This is a genomic window from Barnesiella sp. ET7, assembly GCF_024733785.1.
Taxonomy (GTDB): Bacteria; Bacteroidota; Bacteroidia; order Bacteroidales; family Barnesiellaceae; genus Barnesiella; species Barnesiella merdigallinarum.
Genome location: NZ_JANRHM010000009.1, coordinates 23,112 through 46,378, shown reverse-complemented (window position 1 = coordinate 46,378; position 23,267 = coordinate 23,112). Strand labels below are relative to the sequence as shown.

Annotated in this window: 26 protein-coding genes; 4 read left to right on the top strand and 22 right to left on the bottom strand. The window is 52.5% G+C overall.

Translation table 11 applies throughout. The features are described from left to right. Positions 1-67 precede the first annotated feature (67 nt). Positions 68-1,696, top strand: a complete 1,629-nt coding sequence (locus NW211_RS07420; RefSeq protein ID WP_258327437.1) for a DUF3943 domain-containing protein — start codon at positions 68-70, stop codon at positions 1,694-1,696. Positions 1,697-1,753: 57 nt separating this feature from the next. On the opposite strand, the gene NW211_RS07415 is transcribed toward NW211_RS07420, so the two are convergent. Next, positions 1,754-2,872, bottom strand: a complete 1,119-nt coding sequence (locus NW211_RS07415) for a DUF362 domain-containing protein (RefSeq protein ID WP_258327436.1) — start codon at positions 2,870-2,872, stop codon at positions 1,754-1,756. Positions 2,873-3,108: 236 nt separating this feature from the next. On the opposite strand from NW211_RS07415, the gene NW211_RS07410 reads away from it, so the two are divergent. Genes NW211_RS07410 through NW211_RS07400 form a run of 3 tightly spaced genes read left to right on the top strand, consistent with a single transcriptional unit; the run spans position 3,109 to position 4,933 of the window. Continuing rightward, on the top strand, positions 3,109-4,062 hold the full coding sequence (locus tag NW211_RS07410) for an alpha/beta hydrolase (protein WP_375379581.1): 954 nt from the start codon (positions 3,109-3,111) through the stop codon (positions 4,060-4,062). Next, on the top strand, positions 4,059-4,346 hold the full coding sequence (locus NW211_RS07405; RefSeq protein WP_087407366.1) for a DUF2089 family protein: 288 nt from the start codon (positions 4,059-4,061) through the stop codon (positions 4,344-4,346). The genes NW211_RS07410 and NW211_RS07405 overlap by 4 nt, the downstream gene beginning before the upstream one ends. Further along, positions 4,343-4,933, top strand: coding sequence for a hypothetical protein (locus NW211_RS07400; RefSeq protein ID WP_087407367.1), 591 nt, complete (start codon positions 4,343-4,345; stop codon positions 4,931-4,933). Before NW211_RS07405 ends, NW211_RS07400 begins: the two co-directional genes overlap by 4 nt. Before the next feature lie 94 nt (positions 4,934-5,027). On the opposite strand, the gene NW211_RS07395 is transcribed toward NW211_RS07400, so the two are convergent. From NW211_RS07395 to NW211_RS07295, 21 genes are all read right to left on the bottom strand, one after another. Further along, positions 5,028-5,507 carry a DUF4252 domain-containing protein gene (locus NW211_RS07395; protein ID WP_087407368.1) on the bottom strand — a complete coding sequence of 160 codons (480 nt, stop codon included), beginning with the start codon at positions 5,505-5,507 and terminating at the stop codon, positions 5,028-5,030. 3 nt (positions 5,508-5,510) lie between these two features. Then, positions 5,511-6,002: a hypothetical protein gene (locus NW211_RS07390; RefSeq protein WP_258327435.1), complete on the bottom strand. Its 492-nt coding sequence runs from the start codon at positions 6,000-6,002 to the stop codon at positions 5,511-5,513. Further along, a complete protein-coding gene (locus NW211_RS07385) occupies positions 5,999-6,496 on the bottom strand; it encodes an RNA polymerase sigma factor (protein WP_258327434.1) in 498 nt (165 codons plus the stop codon). The genes NW211_RS07390 and NW211_RS07385 overlap by 4 nt, the downstream gene beginning before the upstream one ends. 9 nt (positions 6,497-6,505) lie before the next feature. Then, positions 6,506-6,934, bottom strand: a complete 429-nt coding sequence (locus NW211_RS07380; protein WP_087407371.1) for a DUF4252 domain-containing protein — start codon at positions 6,932-6,934, stop codon at positions 6,506-6,508. 11 nt (positions 6,935-6,945) lie between these two features. After that, positions 6,946-7,401 (bottom strand): DUF4252 domain-containing protein, encoded by a 456-nt coding sequence (locus NW211_RS07375; RefSeq protein WP_258327433.1) that lies wholly within the window; start codon positions 7,399-7,401, stop codon positions 6,946-6,948. Between the two features lie 181 nt (positions 7,402-7,582). Further along, on the bottom strand, positions 7,583-8,125 hold the full coding sequence (locus NW211_RS07370) for a 2-oxoacid:acceptor oxidoreductase family protein (protein WP_087407373.1): 543 nt from the start codon (positions 8,123-8,125) through the stop codon (positions 7,583-7,585). 18 nt (positions 8,126-8,143) lie between these two features. After that, positions 8,144-8,905, bottom strand: coding sequence for a thiamine pyrophosphate-dependent enzyme (locus tag NW211_RS07365; protein ID WP_087407374.1), 762 nt, complete (start codon positions 8,903-8,905; stop codon positions 8,144-8,146). Positions 8,906-8,944: 39 nt separating this feature from the next. Next, on the bottom strand, positions 8,945-10,024 hold the full coding sequence (locus NW211_RS07360; RefSeq protein ID WP_258327432.1) for a 3-methyl-2-oxobutanoate dehydrogenase subunit VorB: 1,080 nt from the start codon (positions 10,022-10,024) through the stop codon (positions 8,945-8,947). A 28-nt stretch (positions 10,025-10,052) separates the two neighbouring features. Next, positions 10,053-10,280, bottom strand: coding sequence for a 4Fe-4S binding protein (locus tag NW211_RS07355; protein WP_084546950.1), 228 nt, complete (start codon positions 10,278-10,280; stop codon positions 10,053-10,055). Between the two features lie 218 nt (positions 10,281-10,498). Beyond that, on the bottom strand, positions 10,499-11,080 hold the full coding sequence (gene rsxA / locus NW211_RS07350) for an electron transport complex subunit RsxA (RefSeq protein ID WP_087407376.1): 582 nt from the start codon (positions 11,078-11,080) through the stop codon (positions 10,499-10,501). Positions 11,081-11,082: 2 nt separating this feature from the next. Continuing rightward, positions 11,083-11,667, bottom strand: a complete 585-nt coding sequence (gene rsxE / locus NW211_RS07345) for an electron transport complex subunit RsxE (RefSeq protein ID WP_258327431.1) — start codon at positions 11,665-11,667, stop codon at positions 11,083-11,085. Beyond that, positions 11,660-12,268 carry an RnfABCDGE type electron transport complex subunit G gene (locus NW211_RS07340; protein ID WP_258327430.1) on the bottom strand — a complete coding sequence of 203 codons (609 nt, stop codon included), beginning with the start codon at positions 12,266-12,268 and terminating at the stop codon, positions 11,660-11,662. Before NW211_RS07340 ends, rsxE begins: the two co-directional genes overlap by 8 nt. 2 nt (positions 12,269-12,270) lie before the next feature. Then, positions 12,271-13,263 (bottom strand): RnfABCDGE type electron transport complex subunit D, encoded by a 993-nt coding sequence (locus NW211_RS07335; RefSeq protein ID WP_087407379.1) that lies wholly within the window; start codon positions 13,261-13,263, stop codon positions 12,271-12,273. Between the two features lie 15 nt (positions 13,264-13,278). Beyond that, complete coding sequence (gene rsxC, locus NW211_RS07330; RefSeq protein ID WP_258327429.1) at positions 13,279-14,613, bottom strand: electron transport complex subunit RsxC; 1,335 nt, start codon at positions 14,611-14,613, stop codon at positions 13,279-13,281. Further along, positions 14,607-15,452, bottom strand: a complete 846-nt coding sequence (locus NW211_RS07325) for an RnfABCDGE type electron transport complex subunit B (protein ID WP_258327428.1) — start codon at positions 15,450-15,452, stop codon at positions 14,607-14,609. Before NW211_RS07325 ends, rsxC begins: the two co-directional genes overlap by 7 nt. Before the next feature lie 3 nt (positions 15,453-15,455). After that, positions 15,456-15,881, bottom strand: coding sequence for a SoxR reducing system RseC family protein (locus tag NW211_RS07320; protein WP_258327427.1), 426 nt, complete (start codon positions 15,879-15,881; stop codon positions 15,456-15,458). Between the two features lie 100 nt (positions 15,882-15,981). Then, on the bottom strand, positions 15,982-16,791 hold the full coding sequence (locus NW211_RS07315; RefSeq protein WP_087407383.1) for a transporter substrate-binding domain-containing protein: 810 nt from the start codon (positions 16,789-16,791) through the stop codon (positions 15,982-15,984). 3 nt (positions 16,792-16,794) lie between these two features. Further along, complete coding sequence (locus NW211_RS07310) at positions 16,795-18,753, bottom strand: putative porin (protein WP_258327426.1); 1,959 nt, start codon at positions 18,751-18,753, stop codon at positions 16,795-16,797. Positions 18,754-18,997: 244 nt separating this feature from the next. Next, positions 18,998-20,656 carry an AMP-binding protein gene (locus NW211_RS07305; RefSeq protein WP_258327425.1) on the bottom strand — a complete coding sequence of 553 codons (1,659 nt, stop codon included), beginning with the start codon at positions 20,654-20,656 and terminating at the stop codon, positions 18,998-19,000. A gap of 98 nt (positions 20,657-20,754) precedes the next feature. Further along, entirely contained in the window at positions 20,755-22,530 is a 1,776-nt protein-coding gene (locus tag NW211_RS07300; RefSeq protein WP_258327424.1) for a cell wall metabolism sensor histidine kinase WalK, read from the bottom strand. 9 nt (positions 22,531-22,539) lie between these two features. Then, the gene (locus NW211_RS07295) at positions 22,540-23,220 is read right to left on the bottom strand and encodes a response regulator transcription factor (RefSeq protein WP_087407387.1); all 681 of its coding nucleotides are present in this window, start codon (positions 23,218-23,220) and stop codon (positions 22,540-22,542) included. Positions 23,221-23,267: the final 47 nt, after the last annotated feature.

Below are 23,267 nucleotides of genomic sequence, written 5' to 3'. Positions count from 1 at the left end.
GATAACTCGCATAGCCGATTTTCGTATTGGTTTATTCCTTATCTTGGCGCTTCATTAACAAGAAAGGATGGAAATAGGTAAAAAGATTTTAGGTGTATGGGTAGGTGTGAACCTCCCTTTTTTCGTTTCGGGTGTCTCGGCTATGGAGCCCGATTCGATATATCGGAGAGAAAAGATAGAAGTAGGCATGGATAGTGGTATCGTGAGCCGTACCTTATCTTCTCTGCCTGCAGTTGCAATTGATTCGTTGGGTATGGAGGCCCGAGTCGACAGCAGTCGTGTCGATACCGCTTTTCAGGTACCCCAAGAGATAAGTAATCCCGATTGGGATATAGCAGCCCCTCCTCGCAAACGGCCATGGTTGTCGGGGGTAGAGGTGGTGGGAACCAATGCGCTGTTTCACATTATTACCCGTTATATCATTCACGAAGACTATGCACAGATTACCTGGTCGTCGATTAAAAACAATTTTAAGACGGGGTTCTTGTGGGATAACGACAAGTTCAACACCAACCTCTTTTTTCATCCCTATCAGGGAGGATTGTATTTCAACTGTGCACGCTCCAACGGTTTGAACTTCTGGGAATCGGCTCCCTATGCCTTGTTTGGCAGCTCCATCTGGGAGTTGTTTCTGGAGTTGCAGCCACCTTCGACCAACGATATTATTTCTACTACCCTGGGCGGTATGGCGCTGGGCGAGGTGAGCTATCGCTTGTCGTCGCTTGCGCTCAACGGGCAGGCTCGGGGGTGGAATCGCTTTGCACACGAGGCGGTGGGCTTGATACTTAACCCGGTGCGTGGAGTCAATCGATTGATGACCGGCGAGGCCTGGCGCGTGGGCCCTCGTTATGTCGATCGTATGGCCACCGTGCCCTTCTATTTTCAGTTCGATGTCGGCTATCGGGTGCTCAACTGTTTTGACTCACAGCCCAATCGCAGCCGACATATCGGTTTCATTGGATTTAATATGGTTTATAACGATCCGTTCGAGATCGAGGGGAATGAGCCGTTCGAGCATTTTACGGCACGTATGTTGTTGAATCTCTTTTCTCGTCAGCCGGTTATCGGTGAGGCCAGTATCTGTGCCTCGATATGGGGTAGGGCACACGACTATGCCAATGGCAACGAGCTGTTTGCCGGTATCTTCCAGAATTATAACTATTACGACAGTGAGAGCTTTTCGGATGAATCGTCATACACACCGTTCCGCATAGCCGAGACGGTCTCATACGGCCCCGGTTTGTTGTATCGGGCCCGGTTTCAAGGCAACAATAGCCTGTCGCTGAATGGCTTTCTGTCGGGCATTGTGTTAGGTGGTTCGTTGAGTGACTACTTTCAGTTTCACGACCGGGACTACAATATGGGCAGCGGGTATAGCGTGCGGGTCAACGGGCTCTTTTCGCTGCGGCAAAAGCTGGGGCTCTATCTGGCTTTTGAGAATTACCACATTTTCACCTGGAAAGGCTATGAACAGAAAGATTATGAGCATATAGACCAGAACTACCTCAATGCGCAGGGCGATGTGGGCAATGCCCGGTTACAGCGTTTGAACTTCAGAGCCTCGTTTGCCATAGCTCCTCAGCTCTCTATTGCAGCCGAGACGGCCTGGTATCGACGTAAAACCCATTATAAATATTTCCCCGACGTGCGTTCCGATACGTTTGAATTTCGTCTGATGTTCTCGTATCATATTTGAGCGCATCGTCGCATCGGGAGTGCAGTCGGGGAAAGATGATGAACCGGTTGCCGTCGGTCAGACGGTAATCAGTTCATATTGCATGGTACCTAATCCTATCTTTTCGGCATGTTCGAGACCGGCTTGCCAGTTGGTGTCGGGGTGCATCAGGTGGAACTTGTCGGCACCTTCGAGATGTTCGTGAGGATGCTTCTCGACCAGACGGCTGCCGTCGATGGCCGGAGCGGCAATCACCAGATCGGCACAAGCCTTGTCGAGAGCTACGGGGTCGAACGAGGCCAGGATACCCAGGTCGGGCACGATGGCGGCATCGTTGTGATTCCAGCAGTCGCACTCGGGCGACACGTTCATGATGAAACTGATGTGGAAGTTGGGTTTATCTTTCAAGATGGCTTGCGTGTATTCGGCAATCTTGTAATTGAGCCGTTCCGAGGTATCGCTTTCGCCCATGACGACTGCATCGTGTTGGCACAAGGCTACGCACTGTCCGCAACCTACGCATTTGTCGTAGTCGATTACGGCCTTGTGGTCGGCATTGAGGTGTATGGCGTCGTGGGCACAGTGTTTCACGCATACGTTGCACCCCTTGCAGTTGTCAATATCGATACGGGGTTGCGAGTTGCAGTGCAGCTCCAGTTTGCCGCCCACGCTGGCACCACCCATACCCAGGTTTTTCAAGGCTCCGCCAAATCCGGCCTGCTCGTGCCCCTTGAAATGGGTCATCGAGATAACGATGTCGGCATCGGCCAAGGCAGCCCCGATTTTAGGCGCTTTGCAATATTCGCCATTCAGGGGTATTTCGCGGTATTCGGTCCCTTTCAGACCATCGGCAATGATTACCTGGCATTGGGCCGAGATGGGGTTATAGCCGTTTTCCATGGCGCTTTGCAGGTGGTCTACGGCATTGGCACGTCGGCCCGAGTAGAGCGTATTGCAGTCGGTGAGGAAGGGTTTGGCACCCCACGAACGGAGCAGATTGGCCAGTCGGGCGGCATAGTTGGGCCGCAGGTAGGCCAGGTTGCCCGGCTCCCCGAAGTGGATTTTTATAGCTACAAACTGGTCCTTGAAATCGATGGTCTCGATACCGGCCCGTTTGATTAACCGCTCCATCTTGTCGAGCAGGTTGCTCGAGGGGGTGGTGTGCAGATTGGTGAAAAATACCTTTGACTTTTCCATAACAGTTTGTTTTAGTTGAATGTCGTGTACTGTATAGAAGACCCTCTGATTGGTAGTGAGCCTCCCTCTCTTTTCTGAAACAAATGTACGAAAAAAAATATCGGAATACAACTGCTATTTGTAGAGCAAGAATTGAATAAATTTTATTTCTATATAAATAAAATTGAACATTTGTTTTATTTATGGGAAAGTAATACTATATTTGTAGAAGAAAATTAACCGATAAAAGTATAGCGATGAAACGGAAAAACGTAAAACTGATGATGCTGGCAGCCTTGTTCCCGATGCTTTGCTGGGCTGCCGGGGAGCAACCGATTTCGCTCGGTACTCCTACGGGTGAAATCCAGGGAAGGGTGATGTTGCCCGATGTCGAACGTCCGCCGGTAGTTCTGATTATTGCCGGGTCGGGTCCTACCGATATGGATGGCAATTCGCTGCTGGGAGCCGTCACCCTTAAAAACAATTCGTTGAAACTGCTGGCCGAAGGGTTGGCCCGGCGGGGTATCGCCTCGCTGCGTTACGACAAGCGGGGCATTGCCTCGAGTGCCGCGGCCGGTAAGGAGGAGAAGGATTTGCGATTCGACGATTATGTGGCCGATGCCCGGGGGTGGATAGAGCTGTTGAGTGAGGATAGCCGTTTTTCGGGCATCTTTGTCGTGGGGCATAGCGAGGGGTCGTTGATAGGCATGCTGGCCAGTGAAGGGAATGCGAAAGTAAAAGGTTTCGTCTCCATAGCTGGTGCGGGACATCCGGCTTATGAGATTATCGAGACTCAGATGAGCAACCAGCCGGCCGAGGTGCGCCAGTTGGTGAAGAACATTAACGACTCGTTGCGGGCCGGAAAGGCTGTGAACGACGTACCTGTGGGATTGATGGCGCTGTATCGCCCCTCGGTGCAACCCTATCTGATGTCGTGGTATCGGTACGATCCGCGGGAGGTAGTGGCCCGTTTGGAGCAGCCGGTGCTGTTGGTCCAGGGCGATAAGGATATACAGGTATCGGTAGGGGATGCCGAAGCGTTGAAGGCGGCTCAGCTTCAGGCCGAGTTGCATCTCATCGAGAACATGAATCACGTATTGAAGTCGTGCGACACGGTCGATGCCGGAGTGCAGCAGGCTACCTATACCAATCCCGACCTGCCGGTCGTAGAGGAGTTGTTGAACGTAATCGAAAAATTTATAAAGCCATGAATCAAAACGAAACGAAAAAACGATTGCCGCTGCGCTGCCCGGCGTGTGAGGCTCCGTTGAAGGTCGCCAAGATGGTTTGCGACCAGTGTGGCACCGAAGTGTCGGGCGTGTTTGACCTGCCGGTTCTGACCCGGCTGACCGAAGAGGAGCAACGCTTCATGCTCGAGTTTGTAAAAGCGAGCGGAAGCCTGAAGGATATGGCCAAGCAGATGGGGGTGAGCTACCCTACGGTGCGCAACTATCTGGACGATTTGATTGAGAAACTGAATAATATGGAGGCATGATGAAAACGGTTTTGGCATTTTTGAAAAATCCCTTTTACAGGGTAGCCGGTTACACCTCGCTCGTGTGGGGTGTGGCAGGTATCGTGGTGGCTACGGCTATCGCATTTGTGGGCGGAGTTCATTTTCATGGCCTGCTGCACTATGGCGGTGCTCCCAACGGGGCGTGGTGGTGCTTTGTGGTCGAGCATTTGGCCGTTTGGCTGGTACCCTCGGTGTTGATTTATCTTTTGGCCTTGTTTTGCAGCCGTTCGCATGTGCGGCCCGTCGATGTGTTGGGAACCGTCGCCTTTGCCCAACTGCCCTTTGTGCTGCTCTCGCTCTTCATGGCATTACCCCCGATGCACGAGATCGTGAAAATACAGTCGTTGCAGGCGGCCGACCGGCTGCTCTCCGACACGACTTGGCTGCTGGCAGTTGTGTGGCTCGGTGCCGTGAGCCTGTTGCTTACGATATGGGTATTGTACTGGATGTTTAGGGCCATATCGGTCGCTTGTAATCTGAAGGGGCGAAACCTGTGGCTGGTCTTTATCATCGGTATCTTTGGCGGTGATATACTCTGCCGCTATTTGATAGGGCTCTGCTATTGAGCGGAGAGATATGACTCAAGAAAAAGTGAAGCGGCTATCGGGGATGAATGCCCGGTAGCCGCTTCGTTCGTATGAGAAAATCGTGTGCTGTTCGTTATTGTATGTTTTTGGTCAGACTCTGGAGCTGACTGATGGAGATATCGCCGGTGAGCTGTATGAGCACAAACTCTTCGCTGCCGTCGTCGACCAGCATCACCAGTTCCTTGATTTTTTTCTGAGGCTTGGGATAGATGTAGATGACAACCGACTCTTCGTCGTCCTTTACCTGCATCAACTCCTCATAGGGGGCTTTCTTGAAGTAGGCCGAGCTGGCCTTGCGAATGCGCTTGATCAGGTTGGCATCCTCTTCACAAGTAAGAATCTGGATGCGGTCGAGGTCGTTGATGACGCTTTTCAGGTCGAGGGCATCGACCTCCAGCTGCCCCGCGGGCATCATGTTCAGCAGTGCTTTGGATATGTTGACATAGGTGACGTTTTTCTCGTTGGAGAATTGGTCGAATATGGAGGAGTTTTGAGCCTGGGCCGAGAACAGCCCGAGAGCCATCCATAACAGCGTATAAATAAGTCGTTTCATAGTTTATTCGTATTTGAAATGTTTGTTGATGATTCGGTTGGTCTTGATAATCTCCTGTTGGGCCTGTTGCCACTGCTGGGTACCTTTGTTCAGTTTCTGAGAGACGAGCAGCAAGGCTCGTTGAGCCTCGGCGCAGGCATACATCTCTTGGGCGTTAAGTTGGGGCGAGGCCGGTTGTCGGGCGAAATAGAGTGCGGCAGCCGAGGCCAGAACCACGATAGCGGCAATACCGCTTACCCATCGCCAGACGGGAGCGATGCGCATCGCTTTTTTGCGGGCCGGCAGCCGGTCGATAAATGACGACAGCCGCTCTTCCAGCCCCTCGGGAATTTCGACCGTGTGGGGCACGAGTGCGAGGACGATGCGCTTCTCGGCGAGAAATTCCTGTGGAACCTCGTGAGTGGCCAAATAGTCTCTCAACGCTTGTTCGTCGGCCTCCGACAGATTGCCTTCAAAGAAGGAGTCTATTTGTTTTCGTAACTCTTGTGTGGTCATATCGTTTGTGTAAATAGTTCTTTAATCGTTTTTCGGGCCCGCGAGAGCAACACCCGTATGTTGGCGTTGCTCAGGCCGGTTTCGCGTTCTATTTCTTCTGTGCTCTTCTCTTCGAAATGCCTCAGCAGTACAACCTGCCGTTGCTGTTCGGGCAACTCGGAGATGATGTGCAGCACTATCTTCATCTCTTCTTTCTGCTCGAGTGCCTGGTCGGGTGGCGGTTCCGGCGAACTCTCGCCAACCAGTCCCGATTCGTCGTCGGTCTGGACGAGCGGAGCCTTCAACTTGTCGAGGCACATGTGCTTCAAGGTGGTGACGGCATAGGCTTCGTCGCTTTCGACATGCTCGAGAAAATCCTGCTTCTCCCACAGCTTCAGGTAGGTGCTCTGTACCATATCCTCGGCGTCGCACGCATTGCCCACGTATCGGTAGGCGATGCGGTAGAGCTTTTGGTAGTAGGGCAGGAATCTCGCTTTAAACTCCGCGTGAGTCATATCGATCGACTATTCTATCGTTTTGTTCAGGAGCTCCGATTTCAGATTCCCTTTGAATCTTACCAGATTGATTTCATCTTTTTCGAGGTCGATGATGACGACTTCGGTAATCTTCTTCTTATTGCGTTTCATAAGGATTTTCACCACTTCGTCATCGTCATGGGTATCGATGAGCATTTCGTAGGGCTTGTAATCCCCCTTTACAATCGTCTTTCGCAGAGTTTGGTAAGTGCTTTCGTCGATGGCAGCTTCGACGGCTTCCAGGTTCTTGATGCCATCGATTACTCCCTTTTTCTCTGTTTTGCTTATCTTTTCGTGGGTATACTCGGCGTTGGGCAGGTCCTTTACCTGATCGAACAGTTTGTCTATCTTGTTCCCGGCCAAGACTGTCAAGGCCGAGAGCAGCAAGATGGAGAGTGTAAAGATTCTTGTTTTCATGGCTGGAGGTATTATTTGTTGTTTTCGATAATTTCGTTCAGTTGTTTAGGATCTATTGCGCCTTTGATGCGTATGAGGTTTGCCTCGTCCTCTTCGAGAGAGAGAATGACGATTTCTCTGATCTTGTCTTTCTCCATCTTCATCAGTATGCGGGCTATCTCTCCATCTTCATTCGACGAGATAATCGTCTCGTAGCCTTCGCTCTGGCAATCCTCTATCAGCTTTTTCAGCCGGGTATAGTCGGCAGTCGAAATATCTTCGGCACTGACTATGTTCATCGATTTCACCCCTTTCATTTCGGACGAGAAGGGTTTGATCAAGTTCATGACAAACGGGTTTATGTTGACGGTTTGTGCTTCGGGCAGTCGGGCAATCGAGCGTGACAGGTTGTCGATACAGTTCCCGGCTACGATGGCCGACGAGCAGCCCAGCAGGAGCAATGCGGTGAGGAAGATTCGGGTTTTCATCTTATTCATTTTTTTATTAGGTCCTTCATTCTGATTCCGGGTGATAAGCGCTTTATCTTCGGTTTTCATATAGAGGACGAACAATCCGGGAATATGTTACAAAGAAAATAAAAAAAAAACGAGAGAAAAGTGTGATTCTTTTCTCTCGTTCTCTATGGTATACTTATTTTCAAGAGCTTGTTTAAGCCTTTTGAATAATTTCCATGCCTTTCAAGATGGCTTTCTCGTTCAACGGAATGAGGTTGTGGTGGCGTTCGGGGAGCGATTTCTTAAGTCCCTTCAGCACATTCTCCATGCTTACCATCGGTTTCAACTTGAGCAAACCTCCCAATACAATCATGTTCAGGGCTTTGGTGTTGTTCATTTCGATAGCAGCCTCCATGGCGTTGATGCGATAGACGTTGATGTCGGTACGCGTAGGGGGGTGGTGTATTCCGTAACCGTCGTAGATGAGAATGCCACCCGGTTTTACCTTGTTTTCAAACTTCTCGAGCGAGGGTTGGTTCAGGATGACAGCCACGTCGAACGAGTTCAATACCGGCGAGCTGATGCGCTCGTCGCTGAGGATTACCGTCACGTTGGCCGTACCGCCTCGTTGTTCGGGTCCGTACGAAGGCATCCAGGTAACCTCTTTGCCTTCCATCAGTCCGGAGTAGGCGAGTATCTTACCCATCGAGAGCACGCCTTGTCCGCCGAATCCAGCTATGATAATTTCTTCTTTCATGTCGGTCGTGTTTTTTGATTATACGTTTTTGAGGTCTCCCAGCGGGTATTTGGCAAACATGTGTTCCTCCATCCATTGGTTGGATTTGACGGGAGACATTTTCCAACCCGAGTTACAGGTCGATACGATTTCGACCATCGAGGTGCCTTTGCCGGCCATCGAGTTTTCGAAGGCCAGACGGATGGCTTTCTTGGCTTTACGTATGGCGGCGGGAGTGTGCACGCTCTGGCGGGTTACATAGCAGGTACCGTCGACGCGTTCCACCAGTTCGGCAATGCGCAGGGGGTATCCGTTCAAGGCTACGTTACGGCCATAGGGGCAGGTCGAGGTCTTCATGCCCTCGAGGGTCGTGGGGGCCATCTGACCACCGGTCATACCATATATACCGTTATTGATGAATATGATGGCAATGTTTTCGCCACGGTTGCAGGCGTGGATGGTCTCGGCCGTACCGATGGCAGCCAGGTCGCCGTCGCCTTGGTAGGTGAATACCATCTTCTTGGGGTTGAGTCGTTTTACGGCAGTGGCGATGGCCGGTGCACGACCGTGAGCGGCTTCGATCCAGTCGACGTCGATATAGTTGTAGGCAAATACGGCACACCCTACGGGGGCTACACCTATTGTCTCTTCTTCAATACCCATTTCGTCGATGACTTCGGCAATGAGTTTATGTACTACGCCATGGCTACAACCCGGGCAGTAGTGCATGGGATTATCGTTCATGAGCCGAGGTTTCGTGTAAACCAGGTTCTCGGGCTTTATAATTTCGTTGATATCCATAATGCGTATGAGTTATGAACCACCTTCAGGTTCGGGTATTTACATTAGTTTTTCTTTCAGTGCGGTCAGAACTTCGTCGGGCGTGGGAACGATACCTCCCAGACGGCCGAAGTGTTCTACCCGTACTTTTCCGTTGACGGCCAGACGAACATCTTCTACCATTTGTCCGGCATTGAGCTCGGCCGAAAGGATGCCTTTCACATGATCGGCCTGGCGGGCGATGGCTTCCGTGGGGAAGGGCCACAGCGTGATGGGTCGCAACAGACCTATCTTGATACCCTCTTCGGCAGCCAGTTCGATGGTCTTCTGGCAGATACGCGACATGGAACCGAAGGCAACTATCAGGTAGTCGGCGTTTTCACAGTTGATCTCTTCGTAGCGGACCTCGTTTTCGGCAATGCGTTTGTAGGTGGCCTGGAAGCGGATGTTGTTCTGCTCCATGATGGCGGGGTCGAGTTCGAGCGAGGTAACTACGTTCCGTTTGCGGTCTTTGGGTTTTCCCAGTGTAGCCCACGGATTTTGCTGGCGTATCTCTTCTTCGGTGCGGCGTTTGCGGAAGGGAGGCAAAACCACCTTTTCCATCATCTGCCCGATAACACCGTCGGCCAGCAGAATAGCAGGGTTACGGTATTTGAAGGCCAGGTCGAAACCCAGTGCCACGAAATCGGCCATCTCCTGTACCGATGCGGGAGCCAGCGTAATGAGGTGGTAGTCGCCGTGACCGCCGCCTTTGGTAGCCTGGAAGTAGTCGGCCTGACTCGGCTGGATGGTACCCAGACCCGGGCCTCCTCGCATGACGTTGACAATCAAGCAGGGCAACTCGGCACCTGCCAGGTAGGAGATACCCTCCTGCATCAAACTTACACCGGGGCTCGACGAGGTCGTCATCACGGCCTTGCCGCAACTGGCACCGCCATACACCATGTTGATGGCAGCCACTTCGCTCTCGGCTTGCAATACAACCATACCGGTCGTTTCCCACGGTTGCTCTTCCATGAGCGTTTCCATCACCTCCGACTGGGGAGTAATGGGGTATCCGAAATAACCATCGGCTCCATAGCGTATAGCTGCATGGGCTATGGCTTCGTTACCCTTCATCAGTTTTATCTCTTCTTTCATAATTAACGGATTTATCGGAATGAACCGGTTACAATTTTACTTTATATACGGTGATACACCCGTCGGGACATACGAGTCCGCAACTTGCACACCCGATACATGCGTCGGGATTTTGCATGAAAGCATAATGATAACCTCGATCATTAACTTCGGTAGGCTGTAATGCGAGAACCTGACTGGGACAGGCGACCACGCATAGTTCGCAGCCTTTGCAACGTTCTTTGTTAACGACGACAGCGCCTTTGATTTTAGCCATATGTTATTGTTTTTAGTTTCACAAATATAAAAAATATATTTTTAAATTGATAGCAAAATAGGTAGTTTTTTCTCAAAACTACCTATCTGTATAAAAGGTTGACTTTCAAACTAATGGATTGATACGAAAATCAACTAAAATATAATAAATCGTTATAATTTCTTTGAAATATGTTTTATAACATAGAGTAGATTGTTATATGACTTACGATTTGAAAGTTAGCCTATTTTTATGCCCGAAAATCCCATGAAAGCCATGGCCAACAGTCCGGCGGCTACGAGTGCGATGGGAGTACCCTGCATGGCCTTGGGGATGCTCGAAAGACTCATCTGTTCGCGCATGCCGGCAAAGAGCACGAGGGCCAGCGTGAAACCCAGCGCCGTCGATATGGCATAGACGGTAGACTCGAGCAGGGTCATGTTTTTTTGAATCACAATCAGGGCCACACCCAATATGGTACAGTTGGTTGTGATAAGCGGCAGGAATACGCCCAGTGCCTGGTAGAGTGCAGGGGCAATTTTCTTGATGATGATTTCGAGCAGTTGCACCAGAGCGGCAATGACCAGGATGAAGACGATGGTCTGCATGTAGTCGAGCCCCAGCGGCATGAGCAGATAGGTTTGCAGCAGGTAGGTGACGATGGTCGACAGCGTCATGACGAAGGTGACGGCCGCACCCATACCCAGCGCCGAGTCGATGCGTTTGGATACGCCCAGGAAGGGGCAGATACCCAGGAACTGCGAGAGCACGATATTGTTGACGAATATCGCAGTAATAAATATAGATATATAGGTGAGCATGATTATCGGGTTTTAATGGAGTGGATAATGGCAATTAAGAATCCCAGAACAATGAAGGCACCGGGGGCCAAAATGAAGATGAGCGAGCCATACTCCTCGGGATAGATGGGCAGCCCGAAGATGTGACCCGTGCCCAAAAATTCGCGCACACAACCCAGCAGGGTAAGGGCTACGGTAAATCCCAGCCCGATACCCAGTCCGTCGAAGAACGATTCGCCCGGTGTATGCTTGGCGGCAAATGCCTCGGCACGACCCAGCAGGATGCAGTTGACCACGATGAGCGGGATGAAGAGTCCCAGCGTGGCATAGAGCTCGGGCAGGTAGGCCTGCATGCAGAGTTGCAGAATGGTCACGAATGTGGCGATGATGACGATGAAGGCGGGGATGCGCACCTTGTCGGGAATAATGCTCTTGACCATCGAGATGACGACGTTGGAGCAGATGAGCACAAACAGGGTAGAGAGTCCCATGCCCAGGCCACCCATGGCCGAGGTGGTGGTTCCCAGCGTGGGGCACATGCCCAGCAGCAGTACAAAGGTGGGGTTCTCTTTGATGAGCCCGTTCAAAAGGATTTTCGTCTTATTCATGGTTGCCTCCTTTCAGCGATTCGGTGTAGGCAGCGTATGCCGTACGCACGGCAGCCAGGAACGCCCGCGAGGTGATGGTGGCGGCGGTGATGGCGTCGATGTCGCCCGAGTCTTTCGTTACGTGAAGATTGCACTCTTCGGGCGATTTCCCGATGATGCTCTGGTTGTTTTTGTCGGTGCGGAACCAGTCGCCCATCTTGGCACCCAGGCCGGGGGTCTCCTGATGTTTCAACACCTGATAGTCTTTGATGGTACCGTCGGCTTCGAACCCTACGATAATGCGAATCTCGCCGCCGTAGCCGGTGTTGTTGCTGCACTCGACGGCAGCCCCTGCGAGCTTGCCGCCCAGTTTGGCGGGGTATATGGTGGCGGTGGTTTCGCCGTATTCGTTATGTACGGTGTAGGTCATCTGCTCGTCCAGCGGCGAGTTGTCATAGGTCGGTATCACCTGTTGTATGGCTTTCTCCCGGCTGGCTTTGGAGGCCCGGGCTATCGGTTCTTCGGTGAGTTGGTAGGTGTAGCCCAGCAGACCACCGGCAATGGCCGTAATGAGGGTGAGCGACCAAAGCATGTTCCACAATGTAGATTCTTTCTTCTTCATGGTTATGCCCTCCCGAATCGTTTAGGTTTCACATAGTTGTTGATGAGCGGAGTAAACGCGTTCATAATGAGGATAGCGAACGACACCCCCTCGGGGTAGCCGCCCCACTGGCGGATAACGACGGTGAGGATGCCGATACCGATGCCGTAGATGATCATGCCCCGCGAGGTCATGGGCGAGGTCACATAGTCGGTAGCCATGTAGATGGCACCCAGCAGAAGTCCGCCCGAAAGCAGTTGGATGAGGGCAAAGTCGAAGGCATGTTGCCAGGCACCCGAGGCTTGTGCGCTCAACTCTTCGCCCAGACCCAGGGCAAAGCTGAACACGAATACCGTGGCCAGTATCGACACGGGGATGTGCCAACTGATGATGCGGCGGTAGAGCAAAAAGGCAAACCCGATGAGCAGGGCGATGGCGCCCACTTCGCCCAGGCTTCCGCCCTGGTTGCCTATCCACAGGTCCGAGATATTGACCTGGCTTACCCATTGGCTCCCTTCCTCTTTCAGTTTAGAGAGCAGCGTGGCACCGGTTTCGGCGTCGGTATAGCTCCAGCGCGAAGCACTCGGCACAGGCCACTGTGTCATGTAGGTGGGGAAGGAGATAAGCAGGAATACCCGACCGACCAGCGCGGGGTTGAAGAGGTTGTTGCCCAGTCCGCCGAAAGCCATCTTGGTGATGCCTATCGCCGCAATCGAGCCGATGATGACAATCCAGACCGGCAGGTTGGAGGGCAGGTTGAAACCCAGCAGCAACCCGGTGAGAATGGCCGAGCCGTCGCCGATGGTGGGTTTCACTTTCAGCAGAAATTTTTGTATGAGGTATTCGACGACGACACACGAAAGTATCGACGTGAGGGTGACGATTAAGGCTCCGACTCCAAAGAAATAGAGCGATACAGCGAATGCCGGCAACAGGGCAATGATGACGCTGTACATACACTGCGAGGCCGACAGGCGACCGTGTATGTGAGGAGCAGGTGATACGGTTAGTTCCATTTCGAAAAGCGTAGATTAGGATTGTTTTCTGGATCGTATAATTCGGTTTACGGCATTTTTGCCGACTCGTATATAGTCGAGAATCGGGCGGTTCGACGGGCAGCTGTATGAGCAGCAACCACACTCGAGGCACGAGGTGATGAGCTCCCGCTCGGCCCGGTCGAACAGATGGTTCTGTGACAGTTTGGCCAGCAGGAAGGGTTCGAGTCCCATGGGGCAGGCCGATACGCATTTGCCACACCGTATGCAGGGCTCTATGGCTCCGCGGTGTGCATGCTTCTCGTCCAGTATCACAATGCCCGAACAGCCTTTGGATATGGGCGAGTCGATGTTCGACACCGCTTTGCCCATCATGGGGCCGCCCAGTATCACTTTGGCACAGTCGTCGGGCAGGCCTCCAGCCATGTCAATCAGTTCGTGCATCGACATGCCCAGCCTTATCCGGTAATTGCCCGGCTTGGCTATGTGGTCGCCCGTGACGGTTACTATGCGGTCGACGAGCGGTTTGTTCTTCTGCACCGCTTCGTAGACGGCGAAGGCCGTACCCACGTTCTGCACGATGGCACCGGTCGACACGGGCAGGGCACCGTTGGCCACCTGCTTGTGCAGGATAGCGTCGATGAGCTGTTTTTCGCCCCCTTGCGGATAGCGGGTACGCAGCGGTACGATGGTGATGCCGGGATAGCGGGTGGCGTGTTGCTGCAGCAGGGCAATGGCATCGGGCTTGTTGTTTTCGATGCCAATATAGGCCTGCTCCACGTTGATGGCCTTCATCAGAATGCGGCAGCCGACGAGAATCTGGTCGGGCGACTCGAGCATGAGGGCGTGGTCGTCGGTCAGGTAGGGTTCGCACTCGGTAGCGTTGACGATGAGCACCGTGGGCTTGAACTCCTTGGGCGGCATCAGCTTGACGTGGGTGGGGAAGGTGGCACCTCCCAGACCCACGATGCCGGCCTCGGCTATCTTTTTGATAATCTCTTGCGAGGTGAGGGTAATCTCCTCCTTCAGTTCGGGCGAGCGGTCGATGCTCTCCTCCCACTCGTCGCCCTCGGTGTCGATGATGATGGTGGTGCCATATTGGCCAAAGGCATTGGCCGCCTTGTCTACCTTGGAGACCGTGCCCGATACGGGCGAGTGAATATTGGCCGAAACGAATCCGCCGGCTTCGGCAATGAGTGTACCCACCTTTACGGTGTCGCCCTTCTTCACGATGCAGTTGGCCGGTGCGCCTATGTGCTGGTTGAGCATGATGGCAACTTGCCGGGGTACGGCTACCGGTGTCACGGGGCAGTGGGCCGTCAGTTTGTGTTCATTCGGATGTATGCCTCCTATGCGAAATGTCTTTAACATATAGCAGATTCCTTTTCGTTGGTTGATACTTTCTCTTTTTCAGTTTCACAAACCACATGTATGGCGTGGGTGGGGCACCCTTCGACGCAGGCCTGGCACGAGAGGCAGAGCGTGTTGTCGATGTAGGCCAGGTTGTCGGTAATGGCGATGGCTCCGTTGGGACAGCTCTTGGCGCACTTGCCGCAGCCGATGCAGGCTACCGAGCAGACTTTGCGGGCGATGATGCCCTTGTCGCGGTTGTTGCAGGCTACGTAGACGCGGGGTTCTTGCCGCTTGCGCAACTCGATGATGTTGCGGGGGCAGGCTTTCACGCACGACCCGCAGGCAATACAGATATTGGGGTCGACGATGGGCAGCCGGGTGACGGGGTCCATGGTGATGCCCCCGAAGTCGCAAGCGGCGGCACAGTCGCCTTCGCCCAGACAGCCGTAGTTGCAGTTGCTTTCGCCCGAGTAGAGGGCGGCTTCTACCGCACAGCTGTGGGCTCCCTCGTAGTGGCTGGTTCGGGGCCGGTTTTCACACGAGCCGTTGCAGCGCACTACCGCAATGCGGGGTGCCTGTTCCACGGCTTCCATTCCCACGATGGGGGCAATCTTCTGCATGACTGCATTGCCTCCCACGGGACACAGCAGATTGTCGAGCGAGGTTGCTTTGGCACATTGTTCCGCAAAGTTGCGACAGCCGGCAAAGCCGCAGCCGCCACAGTTGGCTCCCGGGAGCACCGCCTCGATTTCGTCGATACGCGGGTCTTCCTCGACGTGGAATTTGCGGGAGATGACATAAAGCAGGGTCGCACTGACCAATCCGATAATACTTAATATGATGATCGATGTTACCATAAGTTATGAGACAAATGTTTTTTTCAAAAAGAATGTAAACTGTTTTTTCAGCCGGTCGCGATAGCCATAGAGGATGGTGTAGTAAACTGCCGGTACGGCCAGCGCACAGAGCCCGGTGACGAGTTCGCTCGCGAGAGTCAGAGTAGTAGCTATCAATGAGAGGATGATGAGCAGAAGCGGCAGTACAGCCGTGAGCCACAGGGCCTTGTGTCCAGCCTTGGCGGCGAGGGTTACCACCACCTTGTCGCCAATCTGTACCGGGGTGCGGTCACGTTTTACCTCGATGATTTTCTCTTTCTGGTCGGCTGTCGAGCACACGCCGGCGGCATGGCAACCGGCACAGGCCGACTGTTGCAGGATGCGCACCAGTATGTGCGAATCGGTCACTCCCGTCACAATACCTTCGTGTTCTATGTCAGGCTCTTTCATGTTCGCTATCCAATCCTCTTTCTTTGTTTTTCACGGGGTCTCTGTCCGGCGGTAAGCGGGCAGGGCAGCGGCCTCTTTTTCTTGCGGCTACGGTATTTCGTCAGAAATAGGAGTCGTACAGTTTTTTATATCTATCCTCTTGCTGAATATCGGTAATCCATTTATTCAGACTGTCGAGTAATGTCGAGTCGTTTTTCCGGAGTGCCCACGATTGAAACTGGGTGAAACTGATGTCGGTATTACAGTCGAGTTGGGGATAGTCTTTGCTCATTTGCTGGGCAATTGCCTTGTCGCACACGGCAAATTCGATTTCGCCGGTAGCCACCATCATGATGAGCTGTTCGGCTCCGTAGGTCTTCTCTTCCTGAATGTAGATGGTGTCGCCTATCTCGCGGGCCAGGTTGTTGATGCGCAGCCGGGTGGGAGCATCGCTCACGATGTAGAGCGTCTTGCCGGCCAGGTCGAGCTGGTTGCGAATAAGCTTCTTGCCCTCCTCGGCAGGCTTCCGCTGTACAAGTACCTGCTTGTTGAGCTGGAGGGGAACGGTGAAGGCGAGTTCTTCCTTAATCTCCGAGGTAACGGGCAGCTGCCGGGCGATGATGTCGTATTGCCCCGACTCCAGTCCTTCGATACTTTTGCTCAGGTTTACTTCGGGAGTAATCTCTATCGAGAGTCCACTCCGCTCGCCTATCATACGGGCCAGTTCATAGTCGAAGCCCGAGAGGCTGTCGCCTTGCAGATAATAGGAGAGGGGGGTATAGTCGGTTACGATGCGCAGCACACCGTCGGTGCGAATCTCCTCGAAACTGCGGGGATGAACTTCCGAACTTTTTGTCCGCAGCCATGCCATGACTCCTACCACAATCACCAGCAGGGCAATGTATATATACAGGTGATGCTTGAGTTTCATAGGCTAATTGGAAAAATCGATGGAGAGTCCCATTTGGAACATTCTCGGGTTTAACGGATAATGTGGCAGCGAGAAGTAGTTGTTCCCGCCAAACAGACCTTGGTTTACGTGCGACATCATCACGAAGAAGCGGGTCTGCTTCAGCTTCATGTTGATGTAGGCATTCATAAAGGGATAGTTCCCCACCTCGATTTGGTCTTGGGTGTGGAAGGTGAGTGTGGCCGGCTGGAAGGTCTCGCTTTTGTACTTGGTGTAGTAGCGGCAGTCGACGCCCAGTTGCACGTGCAGTACCTTGGCAATGCGGAAGAGCAGGTAGAGGTTGCTGTATACACTCAACTCGGGCAAGGGGATAATCGAGGGTTTGCTGGTCTTTTGATAGACTACCTCGTTTTCCCAGTTGAGAATACCGAGCCGGAAGTTCTGGTCGAGACGGGCTTGAAACACCTGTATGATGGAGCCCTCTTGTTGGGGCAGGCAATTGTTGTCGAAGTAGATGTAGTTCTGTATGTTCTCGACCCCTACGTTCAGCTTGGTACCCCATCGCTTCACGCTGAGTTCGCCGCCCACGCGCATGCGCCGGGTCTTCCCGAAACTGTTGTTCCACATGAAGTGGTTCGAAGCATATCGTTTATAAAAATAGGAGGGCTCTATGTTCTTGAAGAATCCGTAGGCTTGGAGCTGCACGGTGTCTTTCCACAGGCGGAATCGGCTGCGTACGTCGGCCGTCACATCGATGTCACCGATGACAGCCCCCGCCAGACCGAATTTGCCGTTTACGTTGTAGGTGAGCAGTTCGCCCTTTTGTTTCGACAGTTCTCCGCCTACCCACAACAGGTTCTCGCTGTGGTTGCGCGGTATGGAGAAGTCGGGTCGCGGCGTGAGGCCTTCGATGACGGTTCCTGCCGAGAGGGTATCGCGCGGCATGGAATAGTGACGATATTCATAGGTAAGGTAAGCGGCCAGCCCCATCTTGGCGTATTTGTTGAAGCCCTCGAGCAACGATATGCCCACCGTGTTTCGCAGCGACTGGTAGGTGGTCTCTTCGTTGGTACCCCCCAGTCCCATGTAGGTATTGGCAAAGAACGTGGTATCTTCGGTGGCCGACTGGTTGACAAACCGGTGCTTGTTTTCGTTATATTCGATAGTATGGATAATGCTGGTTACCGGGACAAAGGTGCGTATGACTGTAGTGTCTTGCTGCTCTTCCTGGTAAAATCCGAATTTGTAGCGTTGGGTGGCATAGTATTCTTTGCCTCGTATGCGGTTGTAGGCATCGCTCAGGTTGGTAGGGATGGTACGGGTATCGACGCTCGCTTGTCCGCCCTGCACCTCTTCGGGATTGAGTATGTAGGTATCGTCGGTAATACCGCCATTCTCTTGATTGACAAAGTTGTAGGTATTGAGGAAGAACTGGATGTCGTACCGGTCGCCCAGATAACTGCCGAAGATGCTGTATGCCAAATCTTTGGTAGCCTGATGCTGGTAATTACCCCGCGACAGGATGTAGTTCACGCTACCGCCCAGAGCCAACCGAGGGTTTATGTTTCCCGAAAATACGGCCTTCAAGTCGTCTTGAGCTGTCTGCTTCGAACCGCCGGTGAGGTAGGAGAGCTGGGTGAAGGGGATATGCGTGTTGTAGAATTTCCAGGTCGATGCCGTTTGTATCCAGTGGATGAAGGGGTCCTTGAAGAAAAACTCCGAGGGAATGCCTCGGTCGAAAAATATCTTGGAGAAGGCGGCACCTCCCAGATTGCCCGTCGTACCGTAGGCGGTCGAGTAGCTCGAGGGGATGTCGGTGCTGTAAAAATTGTGCATGAGCGTATCCATGGGAACATCGTAACGCAACCCTAACGGTTGGGTGATGCTCCAGGCATAAGGTGCAGGTATGTTCTGTTTTTTCTTGCCCTCCGATGCGAGTACGCAGAAAAACACGAGTAATATGAATAGGCCGACCTTTCTCATGGGGTTGCAAAGTTAGGAAAAGGAGAGCGCAAAGGCAAATGAAAAACAGAGTTTTTAAATAGTGCCGAGTCTGCCCGTAATTTCTCTTGATGAAAGTGGATAAATATCAAGCATTCCAAATTGAAGTAGTCGTCGATACGGGACGATGCTCTCTTGCAAAACTCTGAAAACCGACAGTTCCAAACGGTCGTTTGCTTACGTTCGGCCTGCCGGCTTTCAGAGATAGTTTATCTATATCGGTCTGTTAGTTGCTCTGGTAGAGGTAGCGCTTGATGCTGCGTTTGGGAGTCTTCTCAAACTCCTCGTAATAGATTTTCAACCGGCTTATCTGGCTGTAAGCGGGCAGCTCCTTGTTGAGTGAGGTGATGTCCTCCTCCATCTGTGCTTCGAGGGCATGTCCCGTCAGGTTGGAGCGTTGGGCATTCTCGATGTCGGGGTAGACGAGAGCCACCAGTTTTCCCTCCTGCTCGACGATGAGCGACTCGCACACATAGGGCATGTTGTTCAGGCGGTCTTCAATCTCTTCGGGGTAGATGTTTTGTCCCGAGGGGCCCAGAATCATATTCTTGTTGCGTCCTCTCAAGTAGACGAATCCATCGGCATCGATGGTGCATAGGTCGCCGGTTTTCATCCAACCATCGGGAGTGAATATGGCTTGGGTGGCCTCTTCGTTTTTGTAATAGCCGAGCATGGTGTTGGCTCCCTTTACCTGCAGTTCGCCCACGGTGTGCTCGGGGTCGGGTGAGTCGACGCGACCCTCCATGCGGTCGACAATTCGTCCGCAGGAGCCTATGCGGGTCTCGTCCCAGGGCGCATACGAGATGAGCGGGCCGCACTCGGTCATGCCATAGCCTACGGTGAAGGGGAAGCCGATACGACGCAAAAAGAGCTCGACCTCTCGGTTGAGGGCGGCCCCGCCGATAATCATCTGCACCAGATTGCCGCCAAAGGTTTCGTAGAGACGGTCGTTGATTTTGGCCAGCAGCTGGCTGTCGAGGAAGGGCACCTTCAGCATCACCTTCATCAAGGGCTTTTCGAGCAAGGGGAATACCTTGGTTTTGATAATCTTCTCGATAATGAGCGGGACGGCAATAATCAGTTTGGGCTTTACGGTGGCAAAGGCATCCATAATGATCTTGGGCGAGGGCACCCGGGTGAGGAAGTGCAGATGGCACCCCTTGGTAAAGGGGTGTATCATCTCGATGACCATGCCATACATGTGGGCCATGGGCAGCATGCACACGATGCCGTCGCCGGCCGTGAGGAAGGGCAGGTGCTCGAGGCAGAACTCGACATTGGACCACAGGCTGCGGTAGGGGAGCATGACTCCTTTGGAGAATCCGGTAGAGCCTGAGGTGTAGTTGATGACGGCCAGCTCTTCGGGCGAATCCTCGTAGTAACTCACCGCTTCGGGGGTAAAGCGCGAGGGGTATTTACGGCCGAAGTATTCGTTCAGCCGGTTGCGGGTATCGATGAGCCGTTCGCTGTTCGACTTGAGCAGAGAGAAGTCGTTGAGCAGGAGAATGCCCCGCAAATCCTTCATCAGGTTCTCGTTCAGGTTTTCCCATACCCCGTCGCCCACAAAGAGCAGTTTGGCTTCGGAGTGGTTGACGATGTGGTGGATGTTGTCGGCCTTGAACTCGTGCAGGATAGGGACGGGCACGGCCCCGTAGGTGATGGTGGCAAAGAAGGCCACGGCCCAGTGTGCCGAATTCTTGCCGCAGATGGCCACCTTGTCGCCGTGTTCGATGCCCGCGCTCTCGAGCAGCAGGTGTATTTTGGCAATTTTGCGGGCAATGTCTTTGTAGTGGTAAGAGACACCGTCGAAGTCGCTCAAGGCGATACGTTCCCAGTTCTCTTTAATGGCTCGTTCGATGTATTTATTAAAGCTCTCGTAATTCATAAAATCAAAATTTTACGGGTCATGATTTTACAAAATTACAAGATTCCGCGAGAAATCCTAATTTCGCCACCCCATTTCGGGGGCAGTTGAAAGTTTATTTAGTTTTTTCTCAGAGAAAAAAGGATATTCAGGCCACCCGAGGGTTCGTTTTTAACCCATATTTCACCTTTGTGGAAGAGAACAGCGTTTTTGACGATGGCCAGTCCCAGACCGGTGCCGCCGAGTTTGCGGGAGCGTCCTTTGTCTACCCGATAGAAACGCTCGAAGAGGCGGTTCAGATGCTCTTCGGGTACCCCCACGCCGTTGTCGGAGAAGGAGAAGTAGTAATACTTGTCGTCCTCGAGATAGCAGTCGATGGTGATTCGGGTACCTTGTCCGGCGTACGCGATGGCGTTGTCGGTGAGATTTCGGAATATCGAGTAGAGCAGCGAGTAGTTGCCGTTCAACGTCATCTTGTCGTGGAGGTTTCGCATCTCTACGGTCATATTACGCTCGGTAAGTGCGGCTTGCGATTCGTTGATGACCTCGGTGATAATCTTCTGCAAGTCGGTGTTGTCGGTGTCGTAGAGGTCTTTCGACTCGTCGAGGCGGTTGAGCATAGAGATGTCGCGCAACAGGTCGGTGAGCCGCTTCGATTGGGCGTAGCAGCGCTCCATGAACATTTTTTTGCGCGCTTCGTCCATCTGGGTAGAGAGGATGGTCTCCATATATCCCCTGATGCTGCTCACCGGGGTCTTCAGCTCGTGGGCGATATTCTGGGTCAACTGCCGTTTCAACCGGCTCTCCTGCTCCTGTTGGGTGATGTCGTTGATGGCGATTTCGAAGGTGTGGTCCTGGAAGATGATGCACTCGACAAGGAAGGTGCGGCTCCCTTTGTCGAGGGTCATCGACTCGGAGATGAACTCTTCGCGCACATTGGGGTCGTAGAGTTTCTGCGATATGAAATCGTTGATTTTTTTCAGATTTTCCTCTTTGAACAGATAGTCGGCCGGAGACACCGTATTGTCGGTAATGAGGCTGAGATACTGGATAAAGAGGTTGTTGGCCATGATTATCCGTTTGTCTTTGGAGAAGAAGGCCAGGCCCTCTTTGGAGAATTGCAGGTGTTTGAACAGCTTTTCCTGTTCGATCGACAATTTCTCTTTGGTACGCAACAGGTTGTCGTAGATATGGGTAAGACTCTGGGTAATATTGCCGATGTCGTCGACGCCCGATTTGATGGTGATGTGTATGGGCTTCTCTTGTTCGGCTTGTTGGGCCAGTTGGCTAAGGGCGGCAATCGATTTGCCCAGGCTACGGCAGAAATAGTAGAGCAACAGGATTGCGAAAATCGATATGCCCACCATGAAGTAGATAAACTCTTTGTTGGGATTGAGTATGGAGAGGTTCTCCCGCTCGAAGGGAATCGACGAGCGTACCACCCAGTCGCCATACCGCCGGGTCGAGTAGAAGTAGTTTTTCTTGTGGGTTTGCGAGTATCGAATGGCATAGCCCTCTTTTCCCTTCAGGGCCTGTTGTATTTCGGGCCGGGTCAGGTGATTGTCGGCAACCGTGTCGCTCTCTTTTCCCGACTGGCTCTCGAGTATCACATCGCCGTTTTGGGCCGAGATGACGGTTACCCTCAAGTCGCGGCTGGTCATGTTGCGGATAATCGAGTCGATAGAGATGTGGTCGATGTCCTGGTTTTTGATTTGGGCATACAAGAGTCCGTTATAGTCTTGCAAAAGGGCATTCAACGACTGTTGCCGGTTCTCCTTTTCGAGCTGGTATTCGAAGAGCAGGATGATGGCAATAAAGACGACAAACAGCGACCCGATGGAAAAGAACAGTTTTCGGTCGAAGGTCATAAACTGAGCACGCTTTTCGATAGTCATAGGTCAAAATCAGGCAGTTTCGAAACAATATCCGTATCCAAGCCGGGTGACGATGTGTTTCCCGTACTCTCCGATTTTTTTCCGCAGGCGGGTGATGTTTACGTCGATTGTGCGGTCGAGCACATATACCTCGTCGGTCCAGATTTTCGAAAGAATCTCTTCACGCGAAAAGACCTGACCCGGGTGGGAGAGCAGGAGCGAAAGGATCTCAAACTCTTTTTTTGTGAGCGGCAACTCGTTCTGGTCGATGAAGGCCCGCTTTTTGGTCGGGTCGATATACAGATTTTCGAATTGCAGGATTTCGGGGGTCTCCTTTTCGGAGCTGCGGCGAAGCACGGCCTTGACACGGGCAATGACCTCGCGGATGGAGAAGGGTTTGGATATGTAGTCGTCGGCTCCGATATTGAAGCCCATCAGTTTGTCGTCTTCGGTATCCTTGGCCGTGAGGAAGATGATGGGAATGTGTTTGAGCTTTTCGTTCTTGCGCAGCAGCGAGGCCATTTTGAAGCCGTTCATTTCGCCCATCATCACATCGAGCAGCAGCAGGTTGTAATCGCTCAGGTTCATTTGCAGAGCCTCTTCGGCCGAGTTGGCCGTGTCGACTTCATACCCTTCTACTTCGAGGTTGAATTTCAGAATTTCGCACAAATCCTCTTCGTCGTCTACAACTAAAATCTTGTAATTGGTCATAGTTCTCGGTTTTTTTGATGCTGCAAAATTGAGAAATAGATATTTCA